The 17,901-nt window shown below is 49.3% G+C and carries 18 protein-coding genes; 9 read left to right on the top strand and 9 right to left on the bottom strand.

Annotated elements, in window-relative coordinates:
* Positions 1-103: 103 nt before the first annotated feature.
* Positions 104-994, bottom strand: a complete 891-nt coding sequence (locus ACT53C_RS03510; protein ID WP_476144819.1) for a LysR family transcriptional regulator — start codon at positions 992-994, stop codon at positions 104-106.
* A gap of 114 nt (positions 995-1,108) precedes the next feature.
* On the opposite strand from ACT53C_RS03510, the gene ACT53C_RS03505 reads away from it, so the two are divergent.
* From ACT53C_RS03505 to ACT53C_RS03490, 4 genes are all read left to right on the top strand, one after another.
* The gene (locus ACT53C_RS03505) at positions 1,109-1,969 is read left to right on the top strand and encodes a pirin family protein (RefSeq protein ID WP_476144818.1); all 861 of its coding nucleotides are present in this window, start codon (positions 1,109-1,111) and stop codon (positions 1,967-1,969) included.
* Positions 1,970-2,069: 100 nt separating this feature from the next.
* Entirely contained in the window at positions 2,070-2,702 is a 633-nt protein-coding gene (ycaC, locus tag ACT53C_RS03500; RefSeq protein WP_476144817.1) for an isochorismate family cysteine hydrolase YcaC, read from the top strand.
* A gap of 265 nt (positions 2,703-2,967) precedes the next feature.
* A complete protein-coding gene (locus ACT53C_RS03495) occupies positions 2,968-3,120 on the top strand; it encodes a hypothetical protein (protein WP_476144816.1) in 153 nt (50 codons plus the stop codon).
* Between the two features lie 84 nt (positions 3,121-3,204).
* Entirely contained in the window at positions 3,205-4,314 is a 1,110-nt protein-coding gene (locus ACT53C_RS03490) for a catalase family protein (RefSeq protein ID WP_476144815.1), read from the top strand.
* Between the two features lie 7 nt (positions 4,315-4,321).
* Here the strand turns inward: ACT53C_RS03490 and ACT53C_RS03485 are convergent, their stop codons facing one another.
* The 3 genes from ACT53C_RS03485 to ACT53C_RS03475 all read right to left on the bottom strand — a co-directional run bounded on the left by ACT53C_RS03485 (position 4,322) and on the right by ACT53C_RS03475 (position 6,060).
* Positions 4,322-4,603, bottom strand: coding sequence for a thioredoxin family protein (locus ACT53C_RS03485; RefSeq protein WP_476144936.1), 282 nt, complete (start codon positions 4,601-4,603; stop codon positions 4,322-4,324).
* A 66-nt stretch (positions 4,604-4,669) separates the two neighbouring features.
* The gene (locus tag ACT53C_RS03480) at positions 4,670-5,116 is read right to left on the bottom strand and encodes a YiiD C-terminal domain-containing protein (protein WP_476144814.1); all 447 of its coding nucleotides are present in this window, start codon (positions 5,114-5,116) and stop codon (positions 4,670-4,672) included.
* A 29-nt stretch (positions 5,117-5,145) separates the two neighbouring features.
* The gene (locus ACT53C_RS03475) at positions 5,146-6,060 is read right to left on the bottom strand and encodes a LysR family transcriptional regulator (protein WP_476144813.1); all 915 of its coding nucleotides are present in this window, start codon (positions 6,058-6,060) and stop codon (positions 5,146-5,148) included.
* 133 nt (positions 6,061-6,193) lie between these two features.
* Between ACT53C_RS03475 and ACT53C_RS03470 the strand changes: the two genes are divergently transcribed.
* Positions 6,194-6,943, top strand: a complete 750-nt coding sequence (locus tag ACT53C_RS03470) for a glucose 1-dehydrogenase (RefSeq protein WP_379073931.1) — start codon at positions 6,194-6,196, stop codon at positions 6,941-6,943.
* 63 nt (positions 6,944-7,006) lie between these two features.
* Positions 7,007-7,738: an alpha/beta hydrolase fold domain-containing protein gene (locus ACT53C_RS03465; protein WP_476144812.1), complete on the top strand. Its 732-nt coding sequence runs from the start codon at positions 7,007-7,009 to the stop codon at positions 7,736-7,738.
* Between the two features lie 25 nt (positions 7,739-7,763).
* Here the strand turns inward: ACT53C_RS03465 and ACT53C_RS03460 are convergent, their stop codons facing one another.
* Positions 7,764-8,135: a hypothetical protein gene (locus ACT53C_RS03460; RefSeq protein WP_194749653.1), complete on the bottom strand. Its 372-nt coding sequence runs from the start codon at positions 8,133-8,135 to the stop codon at positions 7,764-7,766.
* A 162-nt stretch (positions 8,136-8,297) separates the two neighbouring features.
* Between ACT53C_RS03460 and ACT53C_RS03455 the strand changes: the two genes are divergently transcribed.
* Positions 8,298-10,106 carry a monovalent cation:proton antiporter-2 (CPA2) family protein gene (locus ACT53C_RS03455; protein ID WP_476144811.1) on the top strand — a complete coding sequence of 603 codons (1,809 nt, stop codon included), beginning with the start codon at positions 8,298-8,300 and terminating at the stop codon, positions 10,104-10,106.
* A gap of 4 nt (positions 10,107-10,110) precedes the next feature.
* On the opposite strand, the gene ACT53C_RS03450 is transcribed toward ACT53C_RS03455, so the two are convergent.
* Positions 10,111-10,986: a class I SAM-dependent methyltransferase gene (locus tag ACT53C_RS03450; protein ID WP_476144810.1), complete on the bottom strand. Its 876-nt coding sequence runs from the start codon at positions 10,984-10,986 to the stop codon at positions 10,111-10,113.
* 175 nt (positions 10,987-11,161) lie between these two features.
* On the opposite strand from ACT53C_RS03450, the gene ACT53C_RS03445 reads away from it, so the two are divergent.
* Positions 11,162-11,983: a tetratricopeptide repeat protein gene (locus ACT53C_RS03445; RefSeq protein ID WP_476144809.1), complete on the top strand. Its 822-nt coding sequence runs from the start codon at positions 11,162-11,164 to the stop codon at positions 11,981-11,983.
* A gap of 179 nt (positions 11,984-12,162) precedes the next feature.
* Here ACT53C_RS03445 and gyrB read toward each other — a convergent pair whose 3' ends face one another.
* The 3 genes from gyrB to dnaA form a co-directional block, all read right to left on the bottom strand.
* The gene (gene gyrB, locus ACT53C_RS03440; protein WP_194749655.1) at positions 12,163-14,568 is read right to left on the bottom strand and encodes a DNA topoisomerase (ATP-hydrolyzing) subunit B; all 2,406 of its coding nucleotides are present in this window, start codon (positions 14,566-14,568) and stop codon (positions 12,163-12,165) included.
* An 82-nt stretch (positions 14,569-14,650) separates the two neighbouring features.
* Complete coding sequence (dnaN, locus tag ACT53C_RS03435) at positions 14,651-15,754, bottom strand: DNA polymerase III subunit beta (protein WP_476144808.1); 1,104 nt, start codon at positions 15,752-15,754, stop codon at positions 14,651-14,653.
* A gap of 248 nt (positions 15,755-16,002) precedes the next feature.
* Positions 16,003-17,418 (bottom strand): chromosomal replication initiator protein DnaA, encoded by a 1,416-nt coding sequence (dnaA, locus tag ACT53C_RS03430; protein ID WP_476144807.1) that lies wholly within the window; start codon positions 17,416-17,418, stop codon positions 16,003-16,005.
* Between the two features lie 327 nt (positions 17,419-17,745).
* On the opposite strand from dnaA, the gene rpmH reads away from it, so the two are divergent.
* On the top strand, positions 17,746-17,880 hold the full coding sequence (gene rpmH / locus ACT53C_RS03425) for a 50S ribosomal protein L34 (protein ID WP_018987191.1): 135 nt from the start codon (positions 17,746-17,748) through the stop codon (positions 17,878-17,880).
* Positions 17,881-17,901: the final 21 nt, after the last annotated feature.

Raw genomic sequence — 17,901 nt, 5'->3', positions numbered from 1 at the left:
GAATTCGGTCGCCCAGGATAATGGGCACATCGACAGAGCCGATACAAAGAAAGTGAGGAAAATCAAAGGAATCCGGGAGGCAGCCTTTAGTATGCGTGTCAGGCTAAGCCACAAACAGCGGCTTCAGGGCGGTCACAGCCAGGTCAATAAACGCGCGTAGCTTGGGTGGCATAAAGCGCTGCTTAGGGTAGACCAGGTGCACCGCGTCGGCCTGACCACGCCACTCTGGCAACAGACGTTGCAAGCCGCCCTGCCGCACCGCCGCCTGACAAATAAAAGTCGGCAACAAAGCCACCCCCTGCCCGCTCTCGGCCATGGTTTTGACAACACCGATATTATTGACCAACACCTGACCCGGCAACGGCACCCGGATCTCATTGGTGCCCCGCTGCAACTCCCAATGATGCCGCCCCATGGGCGTAAACTGCACACAGGGATGCTGTGCCAGCTCGACCGGAGAGTTGATAGGCGCGGCCTGCTGCAAATAAGCCGGGCTGGCAAATAACGCCCATTGTATGGTCCCCAGCGATTTGGCAATCAGGCTGGAGTCGCGTAACTCCCCCATGCGGATCGCTACGTCCACGCCTTCTGCGACCAAATCGACATACCGCTCGGTCAACCACAGCTCCAGTGACAATGCCGGATACCGCGCCTGCGTTTCAGCTAGCAAATGTCCCAACAGCGCATCACCCAAATCCGCCGGGGCCGTCATTTTCAATGTCCCTTGCGGCTGTTGCCTGGCCTCATCAAGTGCGGCCTCTGCCTCCATTAAATACCCCAACCCGGTCGAGGCATGTTCAAAATACAGGCTGCCTGCTTCGGTCAGGTGCAAACGGCGCGTGGTGCGTTGCAGCAAGGTCACACCCAGCCGCCGCTCCAGTCTTGCCACCCGCGTGCTCACTGTCGACGTCGGTAATCCCAATTGACGGGCGGCCGCGCTAAAGCTTCCGGCCTGCACCACCCTGACAAACACCGCCGCTTCGTTAAAGTCCATGATTATTCAATTAAATGAAAAGTAATTTCACATTTAACCATCTAGTCACCTGATTGTCATCTGTCTATAGTGTGATCCATGCAATCACGCACACCCCTGAACAAGGAGCAAACCATGAAAAAACTGGCATTTATTAAACGTAGTAATGGCAACCACTGGGTCGGTGACGGTTTTCCGGTACAGAGCATTTTTTCTTACCGCGATATCGCCAGTGATATTTCACCTTTTTTGCTGATGGACTATGCAGGCCCCACTAGCTTTGAGCCAACAGCACACAGACGTGGCGTCGGCCAACACCCGCACCGTGGCTTTGAGACGGTCACCATCGTCTACGATGGCCAGGTCTCGCACCATGATTCCACCAACGCGGGCGGCACCATCGGCCCGGGGGAAGTCCAGTGGATGACTGCAGGCTCAGGCATTATTCACGAGGAGTATCACGGCGACGACTATGCCCGCACGGGCGGTCCGTTTGAAATGATCCAGTTATGGGTCAACCTGCCAGCCAAGGACAAAATGACCGCACCAGGCTATCAAGGCATTACCCATGCACAGATTCCAGAGGTCACTCTGCCGCAAGAGGCAGGCAAGGTGCGTGTCATTGCCGGTGAATATGACGGCAACCCAGGTCCCGCCAAGACCTTCACGCCGATGAACGTGTGGGATGTACGCCTCAACGCCGGAACACGCACCACCTTCACCTTGCCTGAGGGGCACACGACGGCGATTTTTGTATTGCATGGCGCAGTGAAAACCGGTGAAGTGCATACCATCCGCCCAAGTGAGCTGGCCGTGATGCAGCGTGAAGGGACTGAACTGGTATTGCAGGCCCAGCAAGACACCACGTTGCTATTGCTCAATGGTGAGCCGCTCAATGAGCCGGTGATCGGGCATGGTCCTTTTGTCATGAATAGCTGGCAGGAAATCGACCAGGCCATTAATGACTACAACCAGGGCCGCTTTGCCACCGCTTAAGGGCCAGGCATCTTGATCACATTAAAACAGCAGGCACCGCCGTCAACCAGCAGTACAGACGGCGGTGACCCAGCCAACCACATCTCGAGAGGATTACATTATGAAAAATACACCATACACCCGTCTGGACCGTGACAACGCTGCCGTATTGTTGGTAGACCACCAAGCTGGCTTATTATCACTGGTACGCGATATCGAGCCAGACCGCTTTAAAAACAATGTGCTTGCATTGGCCGATGCCGCCAAATTTTTTAACCTGCCCACCATCCTAACCACCAGCTTTGAAACCGGCCCCAACGGCCCGCTTATGCCAGAGCTCAAGGCACTGTTCCCAGATGCGCCCTACATCGCTCGCCCCGGCCAGATTAATGCCTGGGATAACCCGGACTTTGTACAGGCCATCAAGGCGACAAGTAAAAAGCAGCTCATTATTGCTGGCGTCGTCACCGAGGTTTGTGTCGCTTTTGTCGCACTCTCAGCCATTGAAGCCGGTTTTGAAGTATTTGTGGTCGCCGACGCCTCAGGCACTTTTAACGCCCTCACCCGCGATGCCGCCTGGCTACGCATGCAAGCCGCCGGGGTACACATGATGACCTGGTTTGGCGTGGCCTGTGAACTTCAGCGCGACTGGCGCCACGATATTGAAGGCCTGGGTGCCCTTTGTGCCAACCATATTCCAGATTACCGCAACTTGATGACGTCTTACCATGCTTTGTCTGCCGCCAACCCTTAAGGCTTTGCAAGCGTAAAGAATCCCGGTTAAAGGATTTTTTTAGCCTAAATACGTTCAAAAGTTTATGACTGGCAACACGTGGCATAAAGGGCTTCCTACAGTCGCTTAAGCCTGAACCGGATGCCCTACCGCCAGTTACCCGCGTAATCTGCAATTGTCGCGTTTGAAAATGAAGGTTGAATGAATTTTCGACTTCAGTTTGATAACAAGACAACACGGCAGCCATAACGGCTGCCGTTTGCACTCACGCAAAAGGAGGTGTGCCATGCCCAGAGGTTCCAGCCCGAAACGGGAACGTGAATATGAAAAACTCGAAGAGGAATTTAAAAAGGATCACCGTTATCCTGGGCGCGAAGAAGAAGTCGCTGCACGTATTGTGAATAAGCAACGTAAAGAAGCTGGTGAGACCAAAGAGTAATACCAGAGTGGGCGGTACCCCGCCCTCTAGAAATCAATGTGCTTGGCACTGATCCGATAAACCCAATTGCAAAAGGGGGTTGTGATGCAGCAAACAGAACAATTTGTAGTCTCGCCCCTAAGTTACCAGCCCGATTACGAGGTGGTAGCCTCCACCGAACGCACCCGCCAGCAGTACCTGCAGCAAACTCTGCACAAGCTCTCAGAAATCAGCAGCCAGGCCGCCACCCATGCTGCACGCAGTGTGCACCTGAAAAGCCACGGCCTGCTCACAGCCGAAATGCAAATCTATGACCAACTGCCGCCTGCCTATGCACAAGGCCTGTTTGCACGCCCGCAAACCCTGCCGCTGATTATGCGCTTTTCCACTGTCCCTGGTGACATCCTGCACGACAAACCCGGTACGCCCCGCAGCCTCGCGCTGAAGGTGGTAGGTGTAGAAGGCGAGCGCCTGCCAGGCAGTGAAGACGCCATCACGCAAAATTTTTTATTTGTAAACGGCGCCAGTTTTTTATCCTCCAGCGTGCAGGTGTTTTTAAACAACCTCAAACACTTAGCGTGTTCGCCCAACACCAGTACAGAATTCCGGCATTTCCTCGCGCAATTGTTCCGTTCTACCGCACATTTGGTCGAGTCGCTCAAATATGGCCAGCAATCGCAGCTTAACCACCTCTACCAGTCGCAAGAAACCAACTTGCTCGGTGAAACCTACATCAGCCAGGACCCGATCATGTACGGTGACTACATGGCTAAAATCGCGGTTGTCCCCATCGCCCCCGACCTCATCGCCCTCAGCAACAAACCCATAGACCTGTTCGCCTCCGACGGCCTCAGAAAATCCATCGTCGATTTTTTTATCAAGCGCACCGCCGTTTGGGAGCTACGCGTACAACTCTGCACCGATCTCCAAACCATGCCCATCGAAGACGCCACCATCATCTGGCCAGAAGAGCACTCCCCTTATATCCCGGTCGCCCGCATCACCGCCAAACCACAAATCGCCTGGAGTCCTTACCGTTCAAGGCTAATCGATGACGGCATGCTGTTCTCTCCCTGGCAAGGTCTGGCCTCGCACCGGCCGTTAGGCTCAGTCACCCGCCTCAGAAAAATGAACTACGAAATGGCAAAAAATCTGCAGGCACTGCAGGAAAATGGCCGCATCTGCGAGCCAAAACATCTGGATGATTTGTGTTAAACAAGCATCAGCGATCGCTAATGCTTAAAAGTGCAGCTTTTAATTCAGCAGGTTCAATATCCCTGACCAAACGCGCCACTTCCACACCCGCTTTCATAAAAATGAGCGTCGGCCATAGTTTCACGTGAAACGACCGCCCCAACCTGCGGCCTTTACCATCTTCAATTTTAAGGTGGCGGATATGCGGGAACTGGATGAGTTCAGCGCTGATTGTAGATTGCGCCGCCTTGCAGTAGCTGCACCAACTGGCGCCAAACTCTAGTAGCGTGGCACCTATGAGGGCATTGATCTCTTCGCGGGTAGGTTCTGTATTTCCATTTAATCATCCTCGTAAGTGCATCATGGGCATTAAGCATCATTGATACAAAACAAACACTCCCTGAAATCTTGAGGTGACTTTGGCTTCGCTGATCATTTGAGCCATGACTATAATTTTCGCCCTGCCCTTTTCCTGATAAGTCTTTTTAAAACTGTCCCAATCATCCGCTGATTGAAAACTCGCTACACATTCAAAGTCTGTTTTCACTGGCAATAGATAATCAATCTCTTGCCGCTTGATGACCAGGCTGCCTTTAAGCCCGGCTTGTTCAATTTTGGACTGCAGCAGTGACCAAGCTGTGGTAATCGAAATAGCGGCGATGCTGCCACCAAACACGATATCGAGGTGGTTTTTGTTGGGCAAAAAATCGCCGTGGGCGGTGAGTTGGTGTTCATCCATCCTGGCAATGTGTATCCCCAAGTTTTTGGTTTGGGGGATGCGTTGAAACAAGGTTTCTTCAAAATTTTGTTCGCGTTGGCTCATTTTGCTTCCTATGCATAAGGCGATTTCAGTTAGCTGGTTTTTTGCAGTAAGCGACACCCTTCAAACAACTCTGCCACCCACTCGATAAATGCCCGCACTTTAGATGAGAGGTGACGATTTTGTGGATAGAGTGCGTTAATCGGCAAACTCCCGGCCGGAAAATCGGCCAAGACCTTTTCTAATTTACCCTCAGTTAAATACCCTTGCACCATGAATGCGGGCAGCTGGCTGATACCTAACCCTGCCAGCGCAGCGGCGACGATAGCGTCACCATTGTTGATGGCGAGTTTACGCATGGCGGGGATTTCTTGCTGGGTGCCTGCATGCGTGAGCATAAAGGGGCGGATTTTTCCGGTTTTGGAGGAAAAAAAGTGCACGCCCTGGTGGTGTTGCAACGCCTCAGGGTACATAGGCCTGCCATGAGTGTTGAGGTATTGCGGGGCGGCGACCAGTAAAAACTGCATGGTGCCTACGCGCCTGGCAACCAGGCTGGCGTCTTGAGGATTGCCGACGCGGATCACGCAATCGACGCCCTCCTCCAGTAAATCAATTGGCCTGTCGTCACAGCCGATCTCCAGCTGGATCTCGGGATAGCGTTTAAAAAACTCGGCCAGGGCAGGAATAATCACTAACCGGCCTAAAGGCGTGGGCACGTCTACGCGCAAGCGGCCTTTTGCGCTGGCGGTGGACTGCGTGAGTGCGGCTTCGGTTTCTTCGAGCTCGTTTAAAAGCCGAATGGCGCGCTCGTAATAGGCAGCGCCATCCGTAGTCACGCTGATGCGTCTGGTAGTCCGGTGCAACAGTTTGACGCGCAAGCGTTTTTCCAGCGCCAGCACCTGGGCCGAGACCGTGGTTTTGGGCAGGTTGAGTGACATGGCGGCTTTGGTGAAGCTCTCGAGCTCGACCACCCTAGTAAAGGCCAACATGGTGTCAAAACGGTCCATATCCATCCTTGTTTGACTTGATTGTGCAATAAATTAGCACAGTGATTGCATTTTTAGGTGATTTATCTGGGTTTTTTATTTATTTATAGTGGTCACCAGTTTTAAACCACTTTATTAATTGAGGAGTATCAAGATGAGCAAGAAACTGGAAGGAAAAGTCGCTGTAGTCACTGGGGCCTCTAAAGGCATAGGGGCAGAAATTGCCAAACGCTTTGCCCGTGAGGGTGCAGCGGTGGTGGTGAATTATTTATCGAGCAAGGCTGGGGCTGACAAAGTAGTGGCCGAGATTACACAAGCGGGTGGCAAGGCGGTGGCGGTGGGCGGCAATGTGAGTGAGGTGGCTGATGCACACGCGCTGGTAGACGCAGCAATCACTCACTTTGGTAAGCTGGATATTTTGGTCAATAACTCCGGGGTATATGAATTTGCCACCCTTGAAGAAATCACGCCTGACCATTTTCACAAGCAATTCAACATTAATGTGCTGGGCCTGTTGCTCACCTCGCAAGCCGCGGTCAAACACTTGCCTGAGGGCGGCAGCATTATCAATATTGGCTCGGTAGTGAGCCGTTTAACCCCCCCTGCGAGTGCGGTGTATACCGGCACCAAGGGCGCAGTGGATGCCATTACCGGCGTGCTGGCCAGAGAGTTGGGACCACGCAAGATTCGCGTCAACGCCTTGAACCCTGGCCTGGTGGAAACAGAAGGCACGCATACCGCCGGGGTGATCGGTTCAGAAATGGAGTCTGCCTATGTGGCACAGACGCCACTGGGGCGCAGTGGGCAACCGAATGATATTGCCTCTGTCGCAGTGTTTCTGGCCTCTGAAGATGCTTATTGGCTGACGGGTGAGCAATTGCTGGTGGGGGGCGGTTTGCGCTAGTGGATGCCCAAATGCAGGCACGCAGCGCAGTGCCTGCATTAGCGTTTGCATCAACCCTACACCATGTGGACCACTACCTTTGAATATGCCGTCACCGGCCACAGTATCAAGCTGCAGGTGTTTGGCCGCCACCACCGCCATAAGCGAGGGCCAGCACTGCTGTATTTTCATGATGGCCTGTTTAATCAGGGCCAAATTGAGAGCGCGCATGCACTGGCTGAAGCCCTCTCAGACGGCTGTGTCGTGGTATGTGTAGATTATCCGCTGGCGCCGGGTGTGCAGTTTCCACACAGTATAGAAGTCGCCTACCAGGCCTTGCGGTGGCTCAGTGAACATGCAAAAGTATTAGGGGCAAATGCGAAGCTGCTATTTGTAGGTGGCGAGCGCGCTGGCGGCAATCTGGCAGCCGTCACCGCCCTGCTTTACAGAGACCGCGGGCTGCGTGCACCTGCCCAACTGCAAGGGCAAGTCTTGATTAACCCCATGCTGGATGCCTTGCAAACCTCGCCTTCGCTCGCTAGCCTGACCGAGAGTCCCTGCCGGGCGGCATGGGCTGACTATGCGCCCTGCCCCAGTTTGGCTTGGCATCCTTATGTTTCGCCTGTCCAGTCGTGCCGACTAGCGGGGCTGGTTAATGCGCTCATCATTAGCGAACAAGGCCATCCGCTTGTGGATGAAGCAGCAGCCTATGCGAAAAAATTATTATTGGCGGGCGGGCAAGTACAACACTGGTGTGTAAGCGAGAAAGCTTGGGCGCAACATGCGCCGCTGATCCGGCAGTGGATGACTCTCTAAAACGCAAAGGCCGTCTTAAACGGCGTTATGCGTAGGAGAGCTCATCCCAAGCCGAGGGGTCGTTAGCCGTGAGCGGTTCATCAAAGCTGTTTTGATGAAAGCGCTGCATTTTGTCTTGAACAGACAGGGTGAGCTCAAACTTGCTGACACCAGGCAGGCGGCGGAAAGGGCCGGAGGGGTCAAACGAGCGGTAATGCAGGCTGATGAAAATGTCGGGGGAGACTTCCAGGTCAAAGCGCTGGGCGTAGGCAAAATCACTGGAGACATCGGTTTGGTTAAAGCCAAATGCGAGGGCATCGCGGCTGACATTAAACCATTCTTTTTCATGGCAGGCTAAGTCAATCGAAAAACTTAATACATCAAAAATCTGATCAGCAAATTCTTTAGGCGTCTGCATAGCGGTTAATTCTTTAAAATGGCGTTTATGAATGGCTGATAGACACTTTAAACAAGCGTTTGTCAGTAATATATTGGTAGCAATCTGATAGTTATGTCAGATTTATCTGGCAAAGCATTTTTAGCAGCCGTTATTTCAATCTTTATTTCTCTTAAGGGCATCATGCATTCCACTTCTGACTTTCTGGTGCAAGCGGCCATTTACCTGTCTTTCGCCATTATTCTGGTGCCATTGTTCAAGCGGCTCGGCCTGGGTTCAGTGCTGGGTTATTTGATCGCCGGGATTTTGCTGGGCCCTTATGCCTTGAAGTTGATTGCCGACCCTGAGCAAGTGCTGCACTTTGCCGAGTTTGGCGTGGTATTGATGTTGTTTTTAATTGGTCTGGAGCTGGAATCGCAAAAAGTATGGGAGTTGCGCAAGCTTTTGTTTGGCCTGGGTGGCTTGCAGGTAACACTGACCATCGCCGTGGTTGGCAGCATCGCCTACTTAATGCACTTTTCATGGCAGGAGGCGCTGATTATCGGCATGGGCGTGGCGATGTCATCGACCGCCATTGGATTGACAGCGCTGATTGAGAAAAAGCAGTTACACACGCCGGGCGGACAAGCGGCCTTTGCCACTCTGCTGTTTCAGGATTTATCAGTGATCCCGCTGTTTATGATCCTGGCCTTGATTGCCCCGCATCACGCAAGCACCGGGTTTGATGTGATGGCGGTAGGCAAGGCCATTGCCGTGATTGTTGCCATTATTTTTGCCAGCCGCACGCTGTTGCCCCCGGTCATGCGCGTGATTGCCCAAACCGGCTTGCGCGAAATGTTTGTCGCTTTTTCATTGTTACTGGTGATCGGGGTCTCCCTGGCCATGCAATCGGTCGGCTTGTCGATGGCCCTCGGTACCTTTCTGGCGGGCGTGTTGCTCGCAGGCTCTGAGTACCGTTATGAACTCAGGCTGGACATTGAACCAGTCAAAGGTCTGCTCTTAGGGCTGTTTTTCATTTCGGTCGGCATGACCGTGGATATCTCACTGGTCACGCAACAGCCTGGATTGATTTTTGGCTTTGCCCTGCTCATTGTGGCGATCAAAATGGTCGTATTGATGGGCCTGGGCCATGTTTTCAAGTACTCGTTACGCGACAAACTGTTATTGGGCCTGTCTATTTCACAAATTGGCGAGTTTGCGTTTGTGATTTTTGGCTTGGCCTTAAGCCAGGAATCCTTGTCTCGCAACAGCTATAACACCCTCAACGCCATCGTCGCCGTGTCTATGCTCATCACCCCGCTGCTGCTGTTATTGTATGACCGCTTTTTAACCCTGCAATGCGGAGAACGTCCACGCGATGTGATCCCTGAAAATAATACCGTCATCATTGCCGGGTTTGGTCGCTTTGGCCAGATTGTTGGCCGTGTACTGTTAGCCAAAGGCATCAGCGCCACCCTGATTGATAACGACCCCAACCAGGTTGATTTAACCCGCCAGTTTGGCTGGCGATGCTACTACGGTGATGCGTCACGATTGGATGTGCTTGAAGAAGCAGGCATTGGCTCGGCCAAATTGCTGGTCATTGCTTTGAATGACACCCATGCCACACTAGAAATGGCCCGCCTGGTCAAAGAGCGTTGGCCACAAGTCAACATTGTGGTCAGGGCCAGAAGCCGGACGGATGCGTTTGATTTGCGCGAGCTGGATTTGCAACCCATCCGCGAGACGTTTTACTCCTCACTCGAGGCCGCCAGACAAGCCCTATTGGTCATTGGTGAAACAGCCACAGCAGCAAATCGAATCATCCAGCAATTTGAAAAACATGATGTAGAACAACTGGAAACCACGCTCAAAATCCGCCATGACAGAAAAGCCTTGTCGACCGTCATGGCGCAAGGGCGTGAGGATCTTAAGACGTTATTAGCGCTTGAGAATGCGGCATCTGAACCTCTCTCTTTCGTGTCAAAACCGAATCAAAGCGCAAGAGACTAATACGTTATTTTGAGAATATTCTCAATGGCTGTACTCGCGATAACGACGCTTGGTAAAGGTCAATGTACCCCGTTTCAAAACAACGTTGAGCGGCATCAAAATAAACCACATAGTGATCAAACAGTTTTTGACCATATCGTTCAATGATTTTATCTTGATTTCGAAAGAGTCTGATTTTCCATTCAGACAAGGTGCGGGCATAATCCAATCCAATAAGGCGTACAGACGAAATCTCATATTTATCAGTAATCGCCGCCTGGATATCACTGATAGTAGGTAAAGCCGAACCAGGAAATACTTTATCCAGCAAATATCTGGAATCCCTCAATTCTGTCATGGAGTTTGGTGCGCGATTAATAATGATGGTTTGCAGACCCACTTTTGCCTCCAGGGTGGAAGTTTGCAGACACCAGTCAAAGAACGCACGGTAGATATCACGTTGACGAAACGCCACCTGATCTTCAAATGAAGCAAAATGCTCAAAGGCGCCGATAGAAATAATGGCATCAAATTTTTGTCCGGTTGGTGAAAAATCCTGCCATGCTTTTAATTCCACCGAGAGTCTAGGATCGGAATTGCTTTTTACATATTCAAATTGCTCCCTACTCAAGGTCAATCCGTGCGCCTGTGAGTTGGGATAGTTTGCAAGAATAAAGCGCATCAAACCTCCCCATCCGCAGCCAACATCAATCACTCGATGGCCCGTCTTTACATTCGCATATCTGCATAGCCTTTCCAACTTATGTTTTTGCGCCTGATCAAGATTAACAGCACTCTTCCATACGCCACAACTGTAGGCACGGAAACTTTCATCCAAGAAAAGTGCAAAGAAATCATTATCTACGTCATAGTGATACTCAATATCTTTTTTGGATGCCATTTTTCTTCCAGAGATAGATTTTAAAAGCTGATTATGAAACTCTTTAACCGTTTATTCCAAGGCATTAAGCTTGGTGAAAGGTAGATTTTAAAGCGTCAAGATTACAATTCTATTATGCGAGTTTGTCTATGTTTTATCGATTGTTCAATGTTAATGAAAAGTTATGAGGAATATTATGCAATCCAGCGTCATTAAATTATTGTTAGTTATATGGCTTGCCAGTTTGCTTTCTCAGGAGGCTGTCGCGGGCGCTGACGCCTCTATTCATGAAATCTACCAGCTGGCACAAGCAGGTAAAATCACTGAAGCACAAGCACAGATGGAGCAAGTGTTAAAAGACCATCCTGACAGTGCCAAAGCTCATTATGTCAGGGCTGAATTGGATGCGAAGCAAGGGTTGATTAATGAAGCTAAAGCAGAGCTAGAAACGGCTGAGCGTCTACAACCTGGTTTAGCATTTGTAAAACCAGCAGCCCTTGAATGGCTCAAACAAGAAATAGCAAAAACCCCAACGGCGGGCATGCATTATGGCTCCGAGAGTAAAGAGCTTGGCTCATTTCCGTGGGGATTGATGTTTTTTTGTGCGATTGGAATAGGTTTTTTAATATTCGCAGTGAAAAAATTGCTTCCAAAGCCGCAACCGGTTATTCAGACTACACCATATCCTTTACCCAATAGTGATATTAACCCCTCTGCTGCCTCACCTGTTGCATATCCTTCCACTGCCACATCGCCCTCTATGGGATCGAGTATTCTCACTGGCTTGGCGACAGGTGCCGCAGTCGGTGCAGGCATTGTCGCGGGCGAAGCCTTAATGCACAGCGTTTTATCGGATGATCATACAGCTTCTGCAAACAGCATGATCAATAACGCAAATGCACAAGAGCTCACAACACCATCTACACAAATAGCATCGGCGCAGTATTCTGATTTTGGAATTTCTGATGACAGTAGTTGGGACGACAATAGCAATATTGCGGGAGATGAATGGACTTAATTTTAACAAACCCATCAACAGCTTATTTAGTTTTCCGGAAGAGCTTTTTAGAAGTAGTTTTAAGACAAAAGGGACTCAATATGAGTCCCTTTTGTTTATTTCGATTTTATTTTATTCCTATTTGATCATTTTGAAAATTTTTTGGAATTTGAAAGAAATCTCATGGAACCTACAAGCGCTTAAATATCCAGTGAGCTGACGCTTAAGGCGTTGCTTTCGATAAAGGCGCGGCGCGGTTCCACGTTATCACCCATCAAGGTAGTGAAGATTTCATCGGCACCGATGGCATCTTCAATCTGTACTTTTAGCAAGCGACGTACGGTCGGATCCATGGTTGTTTCCCACAGTTGTTCCGGGTTCATTTCGCCCAGACCTTTATACCGCTGAATATTCAGGTTATGTTTGGCTTCGCCTAGCAACCAATCCAGCGCCTGTTTAAAGGTGCTGACTTTTTGCTCTTTTTCACCGCGCTTGATCATGGCGCCTTCACCCAGCAGGTTATTCACCATTTGTGAAGTGCGGTTGATCTGGCGGTAATCGCCGCTGCCTACAAACTCGGCATCAATGACGCAACTTTGCAAGTTACCGTGCACGTATTTGTTCACTTCCAGACGATAGGCGCTGGTCTCTGTATCTTGTGACACAATCACTTCTGAGCCGACTGCACCGAGGATAGGACGCAGTTTTTCTGCCACATTGTTAGCGGCGGCCTCTGTGCTCAGGTCAACCTCGCCCACATCCTGAATGGCGCGCAAAACGCTTTCGTCATACAGATTAGCAATGCGGCGGATTACGGCTTCGGTCAGCACCATTTGTTTGGCGATGCTGGTCAAGGCTTCATCTTTCAGAATCTCGCCGCCCTCTTTGGTCACCAGTATGGCATCGCGCAAGGCTGAATTAAGCAGGTATTCATCGAGCTCATGCTCATCTTTGAGGTAACGCTCATCACGGCCTTGTTTGACTTTGTATAGCGGTGGCTGTGCGATGTAGATATGGCCATTTTCAACCAGCTCTGGCATCTGGCGATAGAAGAATGTCAGTAACAAGGTACGGATGTGCGCACCATCGACGTCCGCATCGGTCATGATGATGATGCGGTGATAGCGCAATTTTTCCAGGTTAAAGTCATCTTTACCAATGCCGGTGCCCATGGCCGTAATCAGTGTGGCAATTTCGGCAGAGCCCAGCAACTTGTCAAAACGTGCTTTTTCCACGTTTAAAATCTTACCCTTGAGTGGCAAAATGGCTTGGAATTTACGGTCACGGCCTTGTTTGGCAGAACCACCCGCAGAGTCCCCCTCGACCAGATAGAGTTCGCAGAGCGCCGGATTTTTTTCCTGGCAATCAGCCAGTTTACCTGGCAGGCCCATGGTGTCCATTACGCCTTTACGGCGGGTGATTTCACGGGCTTTACGGGCCGCTTCACGTGCGCGCGCAGCTTCGACAATCTTGCCGCATACGATTTTGGCATCAATCGGGTTTTCTTCTAGAAACTCAGCCAGTTTAGCGGACACAATTTCGGAGACCACTGGTTGTACTTCACTGGACACCAGTTTGTCTTTGGTTTGTGAACTGAACTTTGGATCTGGCACTTTGACCGAAAGCACACAAGTGATGCCTTCACGCATATCGTCACCGGTGGTTTCGACCTTGGCTTTTTTAGCAAACTCGTTTTGCTCGATATACTGGTTTAGCGTCCGTGTCATGGCGGTGCGCAAACCGGTCAAATGGGTGCCACCATCACGTTGTGGAATATTGTTGGTGAAACATTGCACGGTTTCTGAGTAGCTGTCATTCCATTGCATGGCTACTTCTATCGTGATGTTGTCTTTCTCACCAATGGCATAAAACACTTTAGGGTGCAAAACCGTTTTGCTGCGGTTCATGTACTCCACAAACCCTTTTACACCACCACTGAAGGCAAAGTTTTCTGACTTGCCGGTACGTTGATCAATTAATTCAATCTTGACGCCGTTGTTCAAGAAGGACAATTCGCGAATACGCTTGGCGAGGATTTCAAAGTGATATTCAACCAGCACAAACGTGTCGACAGAAGCCAGAAAATGTACTTCTGTCCCGGTTTTATCTGTGGTTCCAGTCACGGCCAATGGCGCTTGCGGTACGCCACGATGGAATTCCATCTGATGTACCTTACCTTTGCGGTAAATCTTGAGTTTTAACCAGTCTGACAGCGCATTAACGACAGACACACCGACACCGTGCAGACCGCCAGAGACCTTGTAAGAGTTCTGATCAAACTTGCCGCCGGCATGCAACTCGGTCATCACGATTTCTGCCGCTGAGCGTTTGGGCTCATGTTTATCGTCATCTTTGACATCGGTCGGAATGCCGCGACCGTTATCAGAAATACTGATGGAGTTATCCGGGTGGATAATCACTTTAATATCGTCACAATGCCCGGCTAGTGCTTCGTCAATGGCGTTATCCAGCACTTCGAATACCATGTGGTGCAAACCAGAACCGTCTGACGTGTCACCGATGTACATGCCAGGACGCTTACGTACAGCGTCCAAACCTTCCAAAATCTTGATACTGTCTGAGTTATATTCTTGTGGCTGTGCCATAACAAAAGTTTCTTTAATTGAGAGTTAAAAGACCATCACCCTAACATTGGCCGTGTTTCACGTGAAACACGGGCTACCCGCATTATATGCGCATTGGCATCACAACATATTTATAGTTGGCATCGCTGCTTGCGGTGATCAGGCAACTGCTGTTGGCGTCTGCGAACGCAAATTGAATTTGTTCATCACTCAGATTGTTGAGCACATCAATCAGGTAAGTGACATTAAAGCCAATATCCAGTGCGACATTGCTGTAGTCGATATCAAGTTCTTCTTCTGCTTCTTCTTGCTCGGTGTTGGTGCTAATCAGTTTGAGCTGATTATTGGTGATGACCATGCGGATACTGCGATATTTTTCATTCGACAGAATAGACGCACGTTGCAAGGCGCTCAGGATTTGTGTGCGATTGACCAGAAAAGTATTTTGATGACCATTGGGAATGACACGGTTGTAATCCGGAAACTTGCCATCAATCACTTTACTGATCAGTTGGATATCACCAAATTCAAAGCTGACTTGTCCGTTCAAGACTTCAATCACGACAGGCGAATCTGACTGCTCATCCAGTAACTTCGTCAATTCCAGCACTGTTTTACGCGGCAAGATCACTTCTGTTTTTTCAAAGCTTTGCGCCAGGGTGGTATTGGTATAGCTTAAACGGTGTCCATCTGTACCCACCACGTGCAACTGGTTGCCGTTTACTTCCAGCAACAGGCCATTCAAGTAATAGCGGATATCTTGTTGCGCCATGGCGAATTCGACTTGTTTAAGCAAGCGTTTGAACTCTGATTGCGCCAGACTGAAACTGATGTTTTGGCCACTGGCTTTGCTCATCAAAGGATAATCTGCTGCAGGCAGTGTTTGCAGGTTAAAACGGCTCTTGCCTGCTTTCAGTGTAATGCGATTATCCTGATTATTCATTTCTATCGTGGTGCTGTCAGGCAATGAACGGCAGATATCCAGCAGTTTTTTTGCTGAAATCGTTGTACTCAATTCACCTTCAATGCCGCCATGTACTTTCAGAGAAATCTGCATTTCGAGGTCGGTGGCGGTCAAATGCATTTCATCCTGTTTGATATTAACCAACAGGTTAGAAAGGATAGGTAATGTATGCCGACGCTCTACGATGCCAGTCACACTATTGAGTGGTTTAAGCAAAACCTCACGGTTAATTTTGATTTGCATGGCCTGACCTAATTAATAACTTTATTTCAATATATAAAAGATAAGAATAATAGTAATGTTACGTTTTTTTGTGGGTAAGTCTAAAAATATAAATAATTCAAAGACTTATCCGAATATTGCCTTGTGCATAAATTGCGGTTTAAACCTGCATCGTTTGTGGCTGATATTGTAAACTGATTTTATTCAGTCTATACGCAATATTTAAGCACACGTCATTCTCAACTTATCCACAGCATGACTTGCTTGTTTTAATCCCTGATCACTTGTGTGAGTAAACCAATATCACGTGCCAGCGTCTGGTCATTCAAGCGTAATTGTTCAATTTCTTCGCAGGCGTGCATCACGGTTGTGTGGTGACGTCCGCCAAAAGCTTCCCCAATCTCTGGAAAGCTATGATTGGTAAGCTCACGCGCCAAAGACATGGCCACCTGGCGCGGTCTGGCGACATTGCGTGAGCGTTTTTTGCTAAACATATCGCTGACTTTGATTTTGTAATAGTCAGCCACTGTCTTTTGAATGTTTTCGATGGTGATCTGGCGGCCGCGCACGGCAATCAGGTCTCGTAGTGCGTCTTTGGCCAGATGCACATCAATGGCATGACCGGTAAAGTTAGCCATGGCAATAATACGATTCAAGGCGCCTTCAAGTTCTCGCACGCTAGAGCGTATCTGTTTGGCAACAAAAAAGGCCACATCTTCATGCAGATCTATATTCAGGTTTTCAGCCTTTTTGCGCAGAATGGCTACCCGCATTTCCAGCTCTGGTGGCTCCACCGCGACGGTAAGCCCCCAGCTGAAGCGAGTACGTAGCCGTTCATCCATGTCTGCGATTTCTTTAGGATAGGTATCGCAAGTGATGACTATTTGTTTTTTTTCTTCAATCAGCGTATTAAAAGCATAGAAGAACTCTTCCTGGGTGCGTGTTTTTTTGGCGAAAAACTGAATATCATCAATTAGCAATAGATCCAGCGAATGATAAAGTTGTTTGAATTCATCAAACGCCTTGTTTTCATAAGCCTTTACTACATCGGAGACATAACGTTCTGCGTGCAGGTAACGGATATTCGCTTCTGGCTTAATTTTCTTTAATTCGTTGCCGATGGCTTGTAGCAAATGTGTTTTGCCTAAGCCAACACCGCCATAAATAAACAGTGGGTTATATGCTTGGCCAGGATTGCCTGCCACCTGTATTGCCGCTGCGCGTGCCAGCTGGTTTGCACGGCCAGTGACATAGTTATCAAACAAGAAGCTGTCATTGAGCCCACTACTCTTCTCGTTTTTAACCGGTTTTGCGCTTGCTCGAGGAATCGGTGGGCGATTTGGTTTGGTAACGGTTTTTGTCGGTGCTGTTGCAATCGCGGCTTCAACCGGGTTTTCGCTCACACTGGCTGCCTTGTTAACCACGGTGAGCGCTGCCGGTGCCAAGGATTCACTACTGTCAACAATCAGTTCAAGAATGGCTGTTGGAGAGAGTTCGGTCGCGATCGTCTCTATGCGTGAAAAAAATTTGCTTTTGACCCATTGCATGACAAATTTGTTGGGCGCAACAATTTGCACGGATTCCCCATTGATGCGTGCTTTCAGGGGCTTGATCCAGGTGTTGTATTGTTGTGCTGACAGCTCTTGCTCGAACTTTAACAAACAATAGGCCCAAAAATTTTCCATTGCTCCAGTGCTTTTTTAAAAGTAATTGCAACACATTGATCGCGAAGAGGGATCAGCGTGTTGAATATTTATTCGTTATAATTGCCAGGAAAGAGTGGCAGAAGAAGTGGTCTTGTCTTGGTTGTTGTCATGACCATCTGTTGAGTATTCTAAACGTTTTAAGGCGAGTTATCCACAGCCCGCCATCATAAAAAATTAAAAAAAATCATTGACATAAACTCTGAATTTGATGTTTAATTAAGGGTTTTTGAAATCGGCAAATATTGAGCGTAATAATCAAGCTTGCCGGATTAGAGTTTAATTGCCATTTTTGGCTGGAGTTTAATAATGAAACGTACCTATCAACCATCTAAAACCCGTCGTGCACGTACCCATGGCTTTCTGGTACGTATGAAAACCAAAGGTGGCCGCGCAGTGATTGCTGCTCGTCGCGCTAAAGGTCGTAAACGTTTGGGTCTGTAATCCCTGACGATGCATTGCGGA

It is taken from the genome of Methylophilus sp. DMC14 (assembly GCF_056314085.1).
This window is presented reverse-complemented; position numbering and strand designations above follow the sequence as displayed.

Bases quoted from the DNA above. Each gene is read 5' to 3' on its own strand.
- ACT53C_RS03510 (WP_476144819.1), bottom strand. From the start codon at position 994: ATGGACTTTAACGAAGCGGCGGTGTTTGTCAGGGTGGTGCAGGCCGGA.
- ACT53C_RS03505 (WP_476144818.1), top strand. From the start codon at position 1,109: ATGAAAAAACTGGCATTTATTAAACGTAGTAATGGCAACCACTGGGTC.
- ycaC (WP_476144817.1), top strand. From the start codon at position 2,070: ATGAAAAATACACCATACACCCGTCTGGACCGTGACAACGCTGCCGTA.
- ACT53C_RS03495 (WP_476144816.1), top strand. From the start codon at position 2,968: ATGCCCAGAGGTTCCAGCCCGAAACGGGAACGTGAATATGAAAAACTC.
- ACT53C_RS03490 (WP_476144815.1), top strand. From the start codon at position 3,205: ATGCAGCAAACAGAACAATTTGTAGTCTCGCCCCTAAGTTACCAGCCC.
- ACT53C_RS03480 (WP_476144814.1), bottom strand. From the start codon at position 5,116: ATGAGCCAACGCGAACAAAATTTTGAAGAAACCTTGTTTCAACGCATC.
- ACT53C_RS03475 (WP_476144813.1), bottom strand. From the start codon at position 6,060: ATGGACCGTTTTGACACCATGTTGGCCTTTACTAGGGTGGTCGAGCTC.
- ACT53C_RS03470 (WP_379073931.1), top strand. From the start codon at position 6,194: ATGAGCAAGAAACTGGAAGGAAAAGTCGCTGTAGTCACTGGGGCCTCT.
- ACT53C_RS03465 (WP_476144812.1), top strand. From the start codon at position 7,007: ATGTGGACCACTACCTTTGAATATGCCGTCACCGGCCACAGTATCAAG.
- ACT53C_RS03460 (WP_194749653.1), bottom strand. From the start codon at position 8,135: ATGCAGACGCCTAAAGAATTTGCTGATCAGATTTTTGATGTATTAAGT.
- ACT53C_RS03455 (WP_476144811.1), top strand. From the start codon at position 8,298: ATGCATTCCACTTCTGACTTTCTGGTGCAAGCGGCCATTTACCTGTCT.
- ACT53C_RS03450 (WP_476144810.1), bottom strand. From the start codon at position 10,986: ATGGCATCCAAAAAAGATATTGAGTATCACTATGACGTAGATAATGAT.
- ACT53C_RS03445 (WP_476144809.1), top strand. From the start codon at position 11,162: ATGCAATCCAGCGTCATTAAATTATTGTTAGTTATATGGCTTGCCAGT.
- gyrB (WP_194749655.1), bottom strand. From the start codon at position 14,568: ATGGCACAGCCACAAGAATATAACTCAGACAGTATCAAGATTTTGGAA.
- dnaN (WP_476144808.1), bottom strand. From the start codon at position 15,754: ATGCAAATCAAAATTAACCGTGAGGTTTTGCTTAAACCACTCAATAGT.
- dnaA (WP_476144807.1), bottom strand. From the start codon at position 17,418: ATGGAAAATTTTTGGGCCTATTGTTTGTTAAAGTTCGAGCAAGAGCTG.
- rpmH (WP_018987191.1), top strand. From the start codon at position 17,746: ATGAAACGTACCTATCAACCATCTAAAACCCGTCGTGCACGTACCCAT.